Source organism: Pseudovibrio exalbescens (assembly GCF_028737195.1).
GTDB classification, from domain to species: Bacteria; Pseudomonadota; Alphaproteobacteria; order Rhizobiales; family Stappiaceae; genus Pseudovibrio; species Pseudovibrio zosterae.
Map to the genome: position 1 here is coordinate 232,787 of NZ_JAQZAJ010000003.1, position 14,259 is coordinate 247,045.

Below are 14,259 nucleotides of genomic sequence, written 5' to 3' on the forward strand. Positions count from 1 at the left end.
GCGGCGCTTGGGGTGTGCTAGATAACTTGGCGGAGGAAGGCGACACAGATCACGCCAACGCAGATGGAAGGCAGAAGCGGCGCACGCATGGCCACGACAGCTGTAAGAGCAGCGGAGATGGTTTCGGCGGGCCCAGTCATGAACGCAACAGGTGCTATGATGGACATGAAGATGGCCGGAGGTACGGCTTTTAGCGCTTCTTCCATGCGTCCGCTCAAGGTGACATAGCGCAGAACGTAGACACCGGCGATGCGGGTTACGTAGGTCGACAGTCCCATCAGGAAGATGGTCCAGAGGGACATCACGTCGGTTGCAAACAGCTCCTCCATCATGATAGGCCCTCTGGTGTCCTGCGATTTTCCACGTTGTCAGGCCGGGCCAGCAAGGCTGCGGTGGCCATTCCTGCCGCCGCGCCAGCCATGATGTACCATGCGCCGGGGATGGTGGCGTGTACCAGAGCCGCGGTGAGGCCGCTTGCGGCAAGAACCGCGCCGGTGTGGATGCCGTTCCAGAAGCTCATCACGAGACAGATGAACAGGGCTGTAAACGCAAAGTCGAGGCCGATAGAGGCCGGGTCGGTGAATGCGGAGCCCAAGAACGCGCCCACAAAACTGCTGAGCACCCACATGAGATAGAACGGCACCACCAGTCCCATGTAGAAGGAAAAGGTGAGACCGTGTTTGAGGGCGCGCTTTTCGGAAAGGGCCCAAACTTCGTCCGCGAGAAAGAAAAACGCCACGAAGCGCTGGGGGGCACTGAATTGGGCCGTGTTCGGAGTGAGTGACGTACTCATGAGCACATGGCGCAAGTTGACGAGAAGAGTCGACAAAGCGATGGTCAGCCAAGGGAGCGGCTCTGCCCACATGTCCAGCGCCACAAACTGAGAGCCGCCAGCAAACACCAGTGCGCTTTGCAGCATGATCTCGAAAGGCGACAGGCCTTTCTGCGCTGCCAAGGTGCCAAACAGCACGCCAATGGGACCGGCCACCAGCAGCAGCGGGGCGATGGTCTTCATACCTGCAAGGTAGTCGTCACGGGCTGGGCTTGACGGCTTGGCAATGGCGGTAGTGTCAGTCATTGGAACTGGCTCGATTTATCTCTCTCGGCTATTCCCTTAACTGAAAGAACGGGTGGTTCAAAGGCGTGAACCTATTCTTTTTTCAGATGGTTTTATGATAAAATGTGATTGCTTCCGCATTGTTTCTGCAGAAACTACTCGGCGTGAAATGATATTTCACTGATACCTTTACGTGACACACATTTGCCGCTGCTTTTTTGAAGCAAAGCAAACACTAAACAATCTGTGAATGCTTGCCGGTTGCTTGGCCTTGAGGCAGTGGACCAAGCACGTAAGTACGTAGATGTCCTGCAGTCAATGTACTGTAGGTAATAAAAATACCGATATTTCCCCTTGATTTTCTTTGGTGATGGGTTCAGGACAACCTTGTCAAGCCAAGTTCGGAGCGCGTTCATTTGCCTTACGCTTTCATGCGTTCAAGGCCTGCCTTGCGTTGTCTGCTCCGCCCTAAAACCGAACAAGAAAAGCGGATTAAGGGACAAAATGTCTACAAGTCCAATAACAGAAGCTTCAGCACCAACCACAAGCAAAGCGCAGGAGCCGGAGGAGACGCGTGTCATCTCGCTTCCTGGTCTTTGCGTCTTTGCCGTGGCAATTGGTGTGGTTGCCGCAGCAGGAGCTGTGATCTTTCGCTTTCTCATCGCGGTTGTTCATAACTTCTTCTTCTACGGCAAGTTCTCATTTGCATTTGATGCCAACCATGTGGGCGAGCCCAGCCCTTGGGGCGCAGGCATCATTCTGGCCCCTGTCATTGGTGGCCTGATCGTTGTTTATCTGGTGCGCACCTTTGCGCCGGAAGCCAAGGGGCACGGCGTCCCGGAGGTCATGTACGCGATCTATCACAAGAGGGGTAACGTGCGTGGCATCGTGGCCGTTGTGAAGTCTCTGGCTTCTGCAATCTCCATTGGTAGTGGCGCGTCCGTGGGCCGCGAAGGCCCCATTATTCAGATTGGTGCTGCCTTCGGCTCCTCTCTGGCCCGTGCATTCAATCTGGTGCGCTGGCAAAAAATCACGTTGCTTGCAGCAGGTGCTGGCGCGGGGATTGCGGCTACTTTCAACACGCCGTTCGGCGGCGTGCTGTTTGCAGTTGAAATTCTCTTGCCGGAGTTCAGCAACCGGACCTTCCTGCCAGTGGTGGTGGCGACGGCAACCGCGACCTACGTCATGCACGTGGTGCTTGGCGTTGAAACCGCCTTTTTCGTGCCAACAGCAACCGACATTCAGCATGGCGCCATCGCCATTGAACAGCTCGCCGGTTTTGCGATCCTCGGTTTCCTCGCTGGTTTTGTCAGCTGGGCGTTTATTCGTGTTCTGGAAAAATGTGAGGACTGGTTCCCAAAGCTTCCAGGCAATGAGTACACGCAGAACATCATCGGCATGTTGCTGGTGGGCTCCATGTCCTACGCCTTTTTTGTCACAACCGGAGCTTATCACACGGCCGGTGTGGGCTATGCGGCCATTCAGGATATCCTGAACGACAATCCGCAGACCTTCGTGCTCTTGGGGTGTCTGCTGGTTGGCAAACTGCTGGCAACATCCATCAGCCTTGGGTCCGGTGCCTCGGGTGGTGTGTTTGCCCCCTCGCTGTTCTTGGGTGCGTGTACCGGTGGTCTGGTGGGGCTTGCCGGACAGCATCTGTTTCCGGGCTCCGAGTTCAGCATTGCCGAGTTCGGCCTTGTGGGCATGGGCGCGGTTGTTGGCGGTGCCACGGGCGGCGCCATGACTGCCATCATGATGATTTTCGAGATGACCCGCGATTACAACGTGATGGTGCCACTGGTTCTGGCGGTTGCGCTTGCAGTCGGGGTGCGCCGTTGGCTGATTACGGCAAACATCTACACCATCAAGCTGCGTAACCGTGGACGCCCGATTCCCACAAACCGGTTCACGAACATGTACCTTGTCCAGCAGGCCCATGACCTGATGAGCCCGAACTTCCTGCTGTTGGACAGTTCGGTGAGGGTGTGTGATGCCATCGCCCTGATGGATGCGAAGGATGTTGATCACGTTGTGGTGGTCACAGGCAAGCGCATTGACGGCTATCTGAAGTACGACGCGCTTCAGCACCGGGGCAGCGAGGCGGCCAATCTCGAGCTTTGCGATGTGGTCAGCCGGGACTATCTGGTTGCACCCGAAACGTCCATCATGAACACGGTGATCTCACGCATGAACAAGCACAATCGCCGCTATGGCATTGTGGTGCAGAACACCAAGGGCATTCCTCGGCCAGAGGACGTTGTCGGTGTGATTGACCGGACGGAGATTGCAGAAGCGGTGATTGCAAACCACTACGCTTGAGCAGACCTCATCTCGGTTGCAAACTTCAGGGGCTGCGCTGGTATTCAGCGTGGCCTTTTTTTGTTCGTTGATGCTCCTCATTTCCAAATTCTGCTGTTAAACAAGGAAGCTAAGCAATAATGCGCGGTGCGCGCTGTAAGGTCCTGCTGGGAGGTGGGCGGTTCGCACCTGAAGCTTCTTGGGAGGATATCATGACACTGGCATCGCTGCAGGTCCCGGTTGAACGCAACACAGACGGCATTGAAGCCGTGCTGCCACAGCTCAAGGAGCAGTTTGGCACCCGCTATCAGTCGTCGCATTCCATGCGCGAACAGCATGGGCATACCACCACCTGGTTGCCAAACCAGTTGCCGGATGCAGTGATCTTTGCCCATTCCACGGAGGAAGTGTCGGCAATTGTGAAGCTGTGTGCCGCGCACCGGGTGCCGATCATTCCCTTTGGTACCGGGTCCTCTCTGGAGGGGCATGTGAATGCGCCCGGTGGTGGCATCAGCATTGACCTTTCGCAGATGAACCAGGTTGTGGCGGTGCATCAGGAGGATCTTGATTGCGTTGTTCAGGCAGGTGTCACGCGCAAGCAGCTTAATGAATTCATTCGCGATACAGGCCTGTTCTTCCCCATCGATCCGGGGGCAGATGCCAGCCTCGGCGGCATGGCGGCAACCCGCGCCTCTGGCACCAACGCGGTGCGTTATGGCACCATGAAGGACATGGTGCTTGGTCTGACGGTGGTCATGCCAGATGGCACAATCGTCAAAACCGGCGGCCGCGCCAAGAAGTCCTCTGCCGGGTATGACCTGACCCGCTTGATGGTGGGTTCAGAAGGGACTTTGGGCATCATCACGGAGCTGACATTGCGCCTGTTTGGTGTGCCGGAGGCTGTGTCTGCTGCGATTTGCCATTACCCAGATGTGGAATCGGCCTGCAACACGGTAATCAGCGCGATCCAATGCGGCATTCCAGTCGCCCGCATCGAGTTGCTCGACACGCTGCAAGTAAAGGCCGTCAATGGCTACTCCAAGCTCTCGTTGAAGGAAGCGCCAACACTGCTGGTGGAGTTTCACGGCTCTGAGGAGGGCGTGAAGGAGCAGGTCGAGCTTTTTGGTTCGATCTCCGAAGAGTTTGGTGGGGGAGATTTTGAATGGGCGACGCGCCCGGAAGACCGCAGCAAGCTGTGGGCCGCCCGCCACGATGCCTATTGGGCAGGCCTTTCCTTGCGCCCGGGGGCACGGGGTCTTTCAACGGATGTGTGTGTTCCCATTTCGAAGCTGGCCGAGTGCGTGACTGCCACACAAGAGGACATTGAGGCCTGCGGGTTTACCGCGCCAATCGTCGGCCATGTGGGGGACGGGAACTTCCACGTTCTGGTACTGGCTGATGACCAAAACCCAGAGGAAATCGCCAATGTTGAAGCCTTCATTGAACGGTTGAACTACCGCGCCATCGACATGGGCGGCACCTGCACCGGAGAGCATGGTGTGGGACAAGGCAAGATGAAATACCTCGCTTATGAGCACGGTGCTGGCGTTGATGTGATGGGCAGCATCAAGCGCGCGCTTGATCCGCTCAACATCATGAACCCGGGGAAAATCGTGGCGATTGAGCCATAACCTAAACGTGATGGGGGAGAGGCGGCCAATTTCGGAGCCTCCCCCATTGCCAAGCCCCGTTGCCGGATGCACCATACTGCTGTAATCCACTCGTAATGCTTAGGATTTGGGCGGTCATCGCAAATGCCCGCGCTGATGTGTTGCGAAGCTAAGGAGCTGTACGTTGAACTCGGCCTTTATCACGATCGGCACAGCCTTAATCATTGCGCTCGTTGCTGCTCTGGTCGCGCCCATGTTTATTGACTGGTCGGCCTATCGCACGACTTTCGAAAGATATGGCGAGACCATCTTGGGCCATAACGTAGCGGTTTTGGGTGACGCAGACGTGAGTTTGCTCCCAACGCCGTCCATTGCCTTCACCGACGTTCGGGTGGGTGAGGTGGAAGATCCGCTGCTGGTGATCTCCCGCTTCTCGGGCAAGATCGAGCTGCCCGCGCTGTTGCGCGGTGAGATCCGTGTCCTGGACATGAAGCTTGAGGAGCCAAATTTGCGCGTTGCTCTCGACGAGCAGGGCAAGCTGGATCTGCTCAACGCAACGCCGCATGATTCTGTCATGGAGTTCATGGAACCGAGTTCCGTTGTGTTTGACAGCATCGAGATCGTAAACGGCTCCATCAGCCTTGTTGATGCCCGGTCCGGTGAAAGCTTCAGCGGTGTGAATGGCAACTTTCTTGCCAGCGCGCGCAGTCTGGAAGGTCCGTTCAAGCTGGACGGCGCAATCACGCTGGAAGGTGTGCCTTACACGGTCCGCATTGGAACCGGTCGCCGCGATGCAAGCAAGCACACCCGCGTAAAAGCCCAGATTTCCCCTGCGTCCTTTCCGGCACAGTTCACGCTTGATGGCGAGGTCTGGCAGGAAGACGGGCGTCCGTTTTATGCAGGTACCGCGCTTGCACGCTCCATCCTGCCTGAAGACAGCGAGCGGATGGAATGGCTGTTTGAGGGGGACTATCAGTTCGACCCCAGCGCCTTGATCATTCCCGCCTACACATTGCGGCTTGGCCCTGAGGATCGCCCGGTCACGGCAGAGGGCGCGGCACGGTTCGACTACGCTGGCGATGGTGCCTTGGATGCCAGCGCGCGGTTCAAACAAATCGACCTGGATCGCTTGTTCGGCGGCGGCCCGCAAGAGCCCGTTTCTGTGGCCAGCTTCCCGGCCCAACTGACCAGTTTTCTGGAAGACCTGCCTCTGGCGGCCACCAGCACCACATTGAAGGCCGAAATGCCGAGCGTGGTCATGGGCGGAAGCGTTCTCACCGATGTGCGGGCGGAGGTCTCTTCCGGCCCCACGGGATGGGGCGTGAAGCAGCTTTCCGCGCGTCTGCCGGGGCGTAGCTCGCTGAGGTCCTCCGGCTACCTGGAGCTGCGCACCGCGCGTGAATATCGTGGTCAGGTGGAAATTGACTCCCTGCAACCGCAAAAGCTTGCCAGTTGGTGGCATGGGACGCCAGAGGTTGCGACCGCGCGGGTAGAGCCATTTGACCTTCGCAGTGATGTTGCTGTGGGGCCGGGACTGTTTTCCATGACGGATCTGCGCCTTGATGTGGATGGCGCTCAGACGGTGGGCACAGTCTCCTACAAGTGGCCCTCGGGACAGCCTGCCGAGCTGGTCGTGGACATTGACAGTGATCGACTGGATCTGGATCAGCTTGAGACGTTTGCGGCGGCGTTGAGCGGCGGGCAGGTGCGCAGTACCGGCCTGAACATGTCCCTGCGCCTTTATGCCGATGAGTTTGTTTCCAAGGGCGTAAAAGCCAAAAGCATGATCCTGCGGGCAGGTCTTGAGGACGACACCTTGGCAATAGACGAGCTGAAAATTCGCGATTTTGCCGGAGCCTATGTGGATGCAAGCGGCCGGGTTGAGCGGGTTTCTACAACGCCTTCAGGCTCCATTGACGGCACCCTGCGGGCGACATCCCTAATCGGGGCTGTCTCTGCCCTTGAGCGCATTGCACCGGAAAACAGGTTCGTTCAGCAACTGAAAAAGGCGGCTCCCGCACTGGCTCCGGTTTCCCTGACCAGCAAGCTGGAAGCTTCGGCTGTTGACGGGCAAACGCAGATTTCTGCCAGCCTTTATGGTGATGTTGGCGTCAGCGAGTTTGACTTCAACGGCACCTTTGCGGGCCGAATGGATGAAATCAACAGCGGTGATGTGAGGGCTGAGCTGTTTCTGGGCGGGGCGGATGGGGTCACCTTGTTACGCCAGCTGGGCATCGAGGCGCTTCCGCTTGATAACGTTCAGCAGGCCAGTGTTCAGCTGGCCATGGAAGGTGTGCCTCGCAGCAAGATGGACTTCGTGTTCACCGGTCAGTTGGGGGATGCTGAGCTCAAGAGCGAGGGAACCTTCAACGTGAAGCCAGATGGCTCACCACACTGGGAAGCCAGCAGCACGTTGCGTACCGCAGACATCAGCCCAACGGCCTTGGTTCTGGGCTATTTGCTGCCAAACCCGGACAGTGCCTTGCCTGTCGATGTGGAGGCCACCTTGTCCGGTGAGGGGCGCAAGTTTGAAATGACTTCGCTTTCCGGTGTTGTGGCTGATGCCAACTTTCAGGGAACCTTGAGCGGGGAGCTTTCGCAGAACTCCGGCCTCAAGGCCAGTGGCGCGTTGGCGGCGTCCTCCGTTGATTTGCGGGGCCTGTCTGAGTTGGTTCTTGGGTCTGGCGCTTGGACGGCGGACCTTGAAAGCCGAGAGAGTGTTTGGCCATCCTCAGCGCTGGGCGCTTCTCTTCTGAGCGGCATTGATCTGACGCTGGACCTGCGCAGCGACCGCGCCCATTTCAGCGAGGAAATGGTAGTGGACGCGGCTTCAGGCCAGCTGCGTTTGCGTGATGATCTGCTCGCTATCGATCACGGCGTTGGCCGCTATGCGGGCGGCAGCCTGACTGGTGCCCTGCAGTTGACGCGAGTAGGGGATCAGGCCTCTCTTGAGGGGCGTTTCCGCCTTGATGATGCGGTGTTGGAAGAGCTGATCTGGGCCCGTGATGGCCGGGCGGTCGCGACCGGTACAGTGCAGGCCATTGCAGAGTTTGAAGGGCTGGGGCGCACGGTATCGGGTTTGGTTTCCGGTCTTGCGGGCGGGGGTACCTTTACCATCAAGTCCGGTGAGATCCGCGGTTTGAACCCGGATGCCTTTGACCTTGTGATCGAGGCGGCGGATAGGGGCCTTGAGCTGGACGAGACCAAGGTTCGGGATGTGTTTGCAAGCCATCTGGATCTTGGCAGTATTCAGTTCGATCAGATCGATGGCACGCTCGCATTGTCTTCAGGCCGATTGCGGGCGCGCAACATCAGCGTGGATACTGCCGCTGCGACCATGTTTGGCTCGGCGCAGATCGACTTGCAAAAGTGGCAGGCGGACGGGGATGTTTCCATCAAGGTAGCCGGTGACCAGTATGAGGTCAGTGGTGCTGATCCGCAGGTGGCAATTGTGTTTGAAGGTGACGTTGCCTCTCCATCCCGTCGCATCGATGTGACGCCGTTCCTGTCCTATCTCAACATTCGCGCCATTGAGCAAAACGTGCTGCGGATCGAGAAGGAGCAGGAGGCGATTGCCGAGCAGGAGCGGATGCTGCGTGAGCTGAAGCGCCAGCAGGAAGAAGCCGAGGTCCGCAAGCGTCAGGAAGCCGAGCAGGCGGCGCAACGCGCGGCGGAGGAAGAGGCACGCCGCGCTGCTGAACGGGAAGCACGCCGCGCCGCGCAGGAACAGGCTGCTCGAGAGCGCGCCTACCGGGAGCGGTTGGAGCGCCAACGGCAGGAACGTGAGCAGGCTGAGCGCGAGCAAAGGGAGCGGGAAGATCGTATTCGTCGCCTCCTTCAGGAAAACAGCGCGCCAGCGCCATCCTCACCCAGTGCGCAAGACCGCACAAATCAGCAGGGAGCGGACGCGGATTTTCTGAGCACCGTTCGCTCTGCCCTGTCACGAGGCCAGTCTGATGCGCAAGACGGCGGTGTGAACAGCAATCAGGGTCTGCCAGCGCTTGCGCCGCCGAAGTTTATTGGCGGTGTCAACGAAGCGGCGGTCCCCGGTTCTGGCGTAACTGAGGGGCAAATTCTCGTGGCTCCGGGCAGCGACTTCTCCGTAGACGGGGCGGGTACCACGTTTGATGCCAGTGTACCGCCGCCGCAGCCAAAGCGGGATAATCTCCCGCGTTTTCGTGAGCTGCCGGGCGGGCGTCTGATCGAGATCAACTAGCGGTTTTCAGAGCTTTGTAGTGGCGCAGCACAGCCAGCCTGACACAGCTGGACAGCCCCGCGTCGGGATCGCGTGTGTCGTCGATTTCTGCCACAACGGCGGCGATCGATTTACCGCTGAGCGAGGCGAGTTCCTCAAGCCCTTCCCAGAAGTCTTCTTCAAGCGCAATGCTTGTGCGGTGCCCATGCAAGGTGATTGAGCGCTTGATCAAAGCCAAGGCTCACTCCTGATCTTCGTGTTTGTGGGAGGTGGGCTCGCGTTCAGCACCTTCAACAGCCTTGCGAAGGCGCGTGGCTTCGAACTGTGTGGCAGTCTTCTCAGCCTTGCTGCGGCCAAAGAGCCGGCGATTTTCTTCTGCCTGCTTTTCCTTGGCCGCGCGTTTCTGGTGCTTGCGCGCTTGTCTCAGATTAACGATGTCTGCGCTCATGGTGCCTTACATCCCAAATCTTAGAGGAGCGCGCTGGCGCAATCAGGTCTTCTTGCGAAACGCATCCAGCGATACGACGGTGTTTCCTGCTTCTGCAGGTTTGTCGTCCTTGTCCGCCTCTGAGTTCCCTACTTCCGCAGTGTCCTGATCCTGCTCGGCCTCTGGCTGAGTATACTTGCTGGAGTTTTCAAGGCGCTCAGCGCGCTCCAACTCGTTGTGCAGTTCTTCAACAGCGGCCAGATCTGCCTCGGCAATGCGGAATTCCTCAGGCAGTTCCTCAGCGGTCTTGCCGGGTTCGAACTCAAGCGCGAACTGGACAGACGGGTCAAAGAAGCCCTTGATTGCAGCGAACGGCACATACAGGCGCTCAGGCACGCCGCCAAATGACAGACCAACCTCGAACGCATGTTCTGTTACCTGAAGGTCCCAGAACTGATGTTGAAGGACAATGGTCATTTCCTTCGGGTAGCGTTCTTTGAGCCGCGTGGAAATCTTCACGCCAGGTGCCGTGGTCTCAAAGGCGATGTAGAAATGGTGCTCGCCGGGCAAACCTGCGCGATTCACTTCTGTCAGGATCTTGCGCACCGCGCCCCGAAGTGCGTCCTGAATGATTATGTCGTAGCGGATCAAGTCTTCTGCCATGTGTGGCACCGCTTACCCTTTGCGTTCTTATTCGGCCCAACTATAACGTAGAGGCAAAGAAAAGGCCTGTGGTTTTTTCCGCCCCGCGCTCATTTGCGCTGGATGTAACACACAGGCTCCAAAAATCCCAGTGGAGGCTTCTGTTGCCAGGTGCCCCCGAACCCCGCCTAGAGAGCTAAACCCCCAGGACTTAGCGGACTACCGGTACTGCATTACGCAGCAACAGCGTTGTCCATAGCGTAGTTGTCGTTTGCAACTATCAATATGGCCCGATATCGGTGGTACCATGCCGAGCAAAAGCACAGCCTTTACGCCCTCGTCGATCCTATTTCGCCCCCGCCGAAACCCGCAGATCGTCTGCGGGTTTGGGTGGAGGCGCCGGGTACCGCCCCCGGGTCCGATAGGTTTATTGCGCTGACCATTTATTGCCGTAGCCAGTAAACTGGCATGCGGAATATAGGAGCTAAGTGGGCTAAATGGAAGGGGAACCCTCAAGGATATGTCAAGCTGTTGACAATCGATGGGAATCGGCGCGCCTTCCTTTATAGTCTGGCAAAAGACAATTGGCGGGCCTGTGCGGTTTATAAAGCAGAGGCACAACCTGCCGACAAAAGGCCGCAGAAAGAAAGGGACGACCACGTGCAGCAATATCTGGATCTGATGCAAAGAATTCTGGCGGAGGGCGTCGACAAGGGGGACCGTACGGGCACTGGCACGCGGTCCATCTTCGGTCACCAGATGCGGTTTGACCTTTCCGAAGGCTTTCCGGTGGTCACAACCAAGAAGCTGCACCTGAAGTCCATTATCCATGAGCTGCTCTGGTTCCTGGCCGGCGACACCAACATCAAGTACCTCAAGGAAAACGGGGTGCGGATCTGGGATGAGTGGGCGGACGAAAACGGCGACCTTGGGCCGGTATATGGCTACCAGTGGCGCTCGTGGCCTGCGCCGGATGGGCGCTCCATTGACCAGATCAGCAACCTTGTGGAGCAGATCAAGACCAACCCTGACAGCCGTCGCCATATTGTTTCAGCGTGGAACCCAGCGCTGGTGGACGACATGGCGCTGCCTCCGTGCCACGCCATGTTCCAGTTTTACGTGGCGGAGGGCAAGTTGTCCTGCCAGCTCTATCAGCGCTCTGCCGACGTGTTTCTGGGTGTGCCGTTCAACATCGCGTCCTATGCGCTCTTGACCATGATGATGGCGCAGGTCTGCGATCTGGAGCCGGGCGACTTTGTGCATTCGTTCGGGGATGCCCATCTTTACTCCAATCATTTCGAGCAGGCCCAGCTGCAGCTTTCCCGCGAGCCGCGCCCCTTGCCGAAAATGATCATCAACCCGGAAGTGAAGGACTTGTTTGCCTTCAAGTACGAGGACTTCAAGCTTGAGGGCTATGACCCTCATCCGCATATCAAGGCAGCGGTTGCTGTTTGATCCTTGATCGCTCGCAAAGGTAGATAGTTACATGAAAGCCCTCATTACCGTTCCGGCGCGTATTGGCTCCACCCGGTTTCCGAAAAAGCCGCTCCACCTGATCAATGGCAAGAGCCTTTTGGAGCGTGTTGTGCAGATTGCTGCTGTTGCTGCCAAGCAGACCGGCGCCCAGTATGTGGTTGCCGTTGACCATGAAGAGGTTGCACGGCACTGTGATGATATTGGCGCGCCTTGGGTGATGACGGATCCCGAATTGCCATCCGGTACAGACCGCGCTTTGGCTGCCGCGACCGCCCATGGAGGTGACTGGGACTTCGTTTTGAACCTTCAGGGCGATGCACCGTTCACCCCGCCAGAGCATGTGGCGCTTTTGATTGAAGCGGCCAAGGTCAAGGCAGAGGCGGAGCTTTTCACGCCCGTCATTCGTCTGGATTGGGAGGCGCTCGATCAGCTGCGCGAACACAAGAAGGACCACCCGTTCTCTGGTACCACCTGCCTCAGAAATGATGAGGGCCGGGCCTTTTGGTTCTCAAAGAACATCCTTCCCGCCATTCGGGGAGAGGAAAAGCTTCGTGCTGCAGATGGTTTTTCACCTGTGTTCCGCCATATCGGGCTTTATGGCTATCGCATTGATGCGCTTAGAAAGTTCTGCGCAGCTCCCGTGGGCACCTATGAAAAGTTAGAGGGCCTTGAGCAGTTGCGGTTCTTGGAAAACGACATGCACGTTCATGCCGCTGAAGTTGCTGTACCCAAGCTCTCCATGTCTGGTGTGGATACGCCAGCTGATGCGGAGCTTGCAGAAAAGCTGATCGCACAACACGGTGATCCCTACGCCGAACTGGAGGCCCGTCTATGACCCGTATTTATGTGACCCGTCATGGCAATACCTTTGACAAGGGCGATGTGATTACCCGCGTTGGGGGGCGTACAGATTTGCCCCTGAGTACCTCAGGCCTGGCGCAGGCCGAGGCGCTGCGCGATCATTTCGAGCAGGGTGGCATCAAGTTTGACCGGGCGTTTTGTTCTCCGCTGAAACGCACCAAGAAAACTGCCGAAATCGCGCTTGCGAGCCAGTCTGCTGAGGTGGAGCTGAAAGTGCTGCCGTTTCTGGTGGAGATTGACTACGGGCCAGATGAGAACAAGCCTGAAGAAGAGGTCGTTGCGCGCATCGGCGAAGCGGCCTTGAAGGCGTGGGAGGAGGAAGCGATCCCCCCGCAGGGCTGGCACGTTGAGCCCACGGCAGTCATCGGCCGCTGGGAAGAGTTTTTTGCCAACGCGAACAAGAAATACAAGGACGAAACCATTCTGCTGGTCACCAGCAATGGTATTGCCCGGTTTGCATTGAGCGCCGTTGATGGTGGTAAAGGAGATCACGCGCTCAAGCTGAAGACCGGTGCCTATGGCATTCTGGATGTGGCAGAAGACGGCAAGGTTACTGTTGTGTCGTGGAACGTGCGTCCATGATGTGACCTCAAACCCGCAGCCAGGTAAGAGCCGCAACAACAATAACGAGGAGGAGGTGTGCTCATGACCGCAATTGCCATGATATCTGCTGTTGCCGAAAATGGTGTTATCGGCGCGGATAATGATATGCCTTGGTCGATTTCGACTGACCTGAAGTTCTTTCGCAAGACCACCATGGGAAAGCCCGTGATCATGGGCCGACGGACTTTGCTTTCCATTGGCAAGCCGCTTCCGGGCCGAACCAACATCGTCGTTACCCGCGACGAAGGTTTTGCTAATGAAGGCGTCACCATTGCCCGCTCCGTGGACGAAGCCATCGATCTCGGCCTTCAGGTGGCACGCGAAAAGAGCCTTGATGAAATCATGATTATTGGGGGTGGCCAGATCTATCTGGCAGCTATGCCGCAAGCAACGCGTCTTTACATAACCCGCGTTCATGCCAAGCCGGAGGGGGATACCCACTTTCCAGAGATTGCCGAGGATATGTGGGCGCTTAAAGAGCGGACGCCGTTTGAACGCGGTGAAAAAGATACCGCAAGCACCTCTCTTGAAATCTACGAGCGCCGCGCGTCCTGACGCGGTGCCACTTCCTCCGTTTTTTCTCGCGAAACCGGGCTTCTCATGTCTTCAAAATCAGAGTTTGCCGAAATTGATCTGAATTGGGCGCATTTTGACGCCTTGTCTGCAAGGGACGTTTACGACGCCCTCAAACTGCGGTGCCTTGTCTTCATCGTGGAGCAAGAGTGCCACTATCCAGATATCGATGGTGAGGACCTTGCTGCCGTCCACCTGTTGGCACGGCGCAAAAGCGACGGCAAGTTGGTTGCCTATCTTCGGGTCTTTGAACCAACCCAAGTTGCGTCCTACTGGAAAATTGGCCGTGTTGTGGTCGATCCCTCGGCTCGGGGAAGTGGGCTTGCACGTCAGATCATGAGTTCTGCAATGGCTTACTGCAAAGATCACGGCGCAGGAAGCGAGATACACTTGCAGGCGCAAGTTTATCTGAGCGCTTTCTATGAGAGTTTTGGGTTTAAACCTGTGAGTTCTGAGTATCTCGAGGACGGTATTCCACATATCGATATGAAAAAATCATCGCTTGGTTAATTAACAC

The 14,259-nt window shown here is 57.3% G+C and carries 13 protein-coding genes and 1 other RNA gene; 8 read left to right on the top strand and 6 right to left on the bottom strand.

What is annotated here, in order from left to right:
- Positions 1-17: 17 nt before the first annotated feature.
- Both PUV47_RS10440 and PUV47_RS10445 read right to left on the bottom strand, forming a co-directional pair.
- Positions 18-332, bottom strand: coding sequence for an AzlD family protein (locus PUV47_RS10440; RefSeq protein ID WP_274218500.1), 315 nt, complete (start codon positions 330-332; stop codon positions 18-20).
- A complete protein-coding gene (locus PUV47_RS10445) occupies positions 329-1,078 on the bottom strand; it encodes an AzlC family ABC transporter permease (RefSeq protein WP_274218501.1) in 750 nt (249 codons plus the stop codon). The genes PUV47_RS10440 and PUV47_RS10445 overlap by 4 nt, the downstream gene beginning before the upstream one ends.
- Before the next feature lie 483 nt (positions 1,079-1,561).
- On the opposite strand from PUV47_RS10445, the gene PUV47_RS10450 reads away from it, so the two are divergent.
- The 3 genes from PUV47_RS10450 (at position 1,562) to PUV47_RS10460 (ending at position 9,181) form a co-directional block, all read left to right on the top strand.
- Positions 1,562-3,376: a chloride channel protein gene (locus PUV47_RS10450; protein ID WP_274218502.1), complete on the top strand. Its 1,815-nt coding sequence runs from the start codon at positions 1,562-1,564 to the stop codon at positions 3,374-3,376.
- 191 nt (positions 3,377-3,567) lie between these two features.
- A complete protein-coding gene (locus PUV47_RS10455; RefSeq protein ID WP_274218503.1) occupies positions 3,568-4,986 on the top strand; it encodes an FAD-binding oxidoreductase in 1,419 nt (472 codons plus the stop codon).
- Positions 4,987-5,149: 163 nt separating this feature from the next.
- Positions 5,150-9,181 (top strand): AsmA family protein, encoded by a 4,032-nt coding sequence (locus tag PUV47_RS10460; protein WP_274218504.1) that lies wholly within the window; start codon positions 5,150-5,152, stop codon positions 9,179-9,181.
- On the opposite strand, the gene PUV47_RS10465 is transcribed toward PUV47_RS10460, so the two are convergent.
- From PUV47_RS10465 to ssrA, 4 genes are all read right to left on the bottom strand, one after another.
- Positions 9,174-9,398, bottom strand: coding sequence for a ribbon-helix-helix domain-containing protein (locus PUV47_RS10465; RefSeq protein WP_274218505.1), 225 nt, complete (start codon positions 9,396-9,398; stop codon positions 9,174-9,176). The genes PUV47_RS10460 and PUV47_RS10465 overlap by 8 nt on opposite strands.
- 3 nt (positions 9,399-9,401) lie before the next feature.
- Positions 9,402-9,608 carry a DUF4169 family protein gene (locus PUV47_RS10470; protein ID WP_274218506.1) on the bottom strand — a complete coding sequence of 69 codons (207 nt, stop codon included), beginning with the start codon at positions 9,606-9,608 and terminating at the stop codon, positions 9,402-9,404.
- A 42-nt stretch (positions 9,609-9,650) separates the two neighbouring features.
- Entirely contained in the window at positions 9,651-10,250 is a 600-nt protein-coding gene (locus tag PUV47_RS10475; RefSeq protein WP_274218507.1) for an SspB family protein, read from the bottom strand.
- A gap of 129 nt (positions 10,251-10,379) precedes the next feature.
- Positions 10,380-10,736, bottom strand: a transfer-messenger RNA (tmRNA) gene (ssrA, locus tag PUV47_RS10480).
- Between the two features lie 153 nt (positions 10,737-10,889).
- On the opposite strand from ssrA, the gene PUV47_RS10485 reads away from it, so the two are divergent.
- From PUV47_RS10485 to PUV47_RS10505, 5 genes are all read left to right on the top strand, one after another.
- Complete coding sequence (locus tag PUV47_RS10485) at positions 10,890-11,684, top strand: thymidylate synthase (protein ID WP_274218508.1); 795 nt, start codon at positions 10,890-10,892, stop codon at positions 11,682-11,684.
- Positions 11,685-11,715: 31 nt separating this feature from the next.
- Entirely contained in the window at positions 11,716-12,540 is an 825-nt protein-coding gene (locus tag PUV47_RS10490; protein WP_274218509.1) for a 3-deoxy-manno-octulosonate cytidylyltransferase family protein, read from the top strand.
- Positions 12,537-13,148 (top strand): histidine phosphatase family protein, encoded by a 612-nt coding sequence (locus PUV47_RS10495; protein ID WP_274218510.1) that lies wholly within the window; start codon positions 12,537-12,539, stop codon positions 13,146-13,148. The genes PUV47_RS10490 and PUV47_RS10495 overlap by 4 nt, the downstream gene beginning before the upstream one ends.
- A 63-nt stretch (positions 13,149-13,211) precedes the next feature.
- Positions 13,212-13,724 carry a dihydrofolate reductase gene (locus tag PUV47_RS10500; protein WP_274218511.1) on the top strand — a complete coding sequence of 171 codons (513 nt, stop codon included), beginning with the start codon at positions 13,212-13,214 and terminating at the stop codon, positions 13,722-13,724.
- 45 nt (positions 13,725-13,769) lie between these two features.
- The gene (locus PUV47_RS10505) at positions 13,770-14,252 is read left to right on the top strand and encodes a GNAT family N-acetyltransferase (RefSeq protein WP_274218512.1); all 483 of its coding nucleotides are present in this window, start codon (positions 13,770-13,772) and stop codon (positions 14,250-14,252) included.
- Positions 14,253-14,259: the final 7 nt, after the last annotated feature.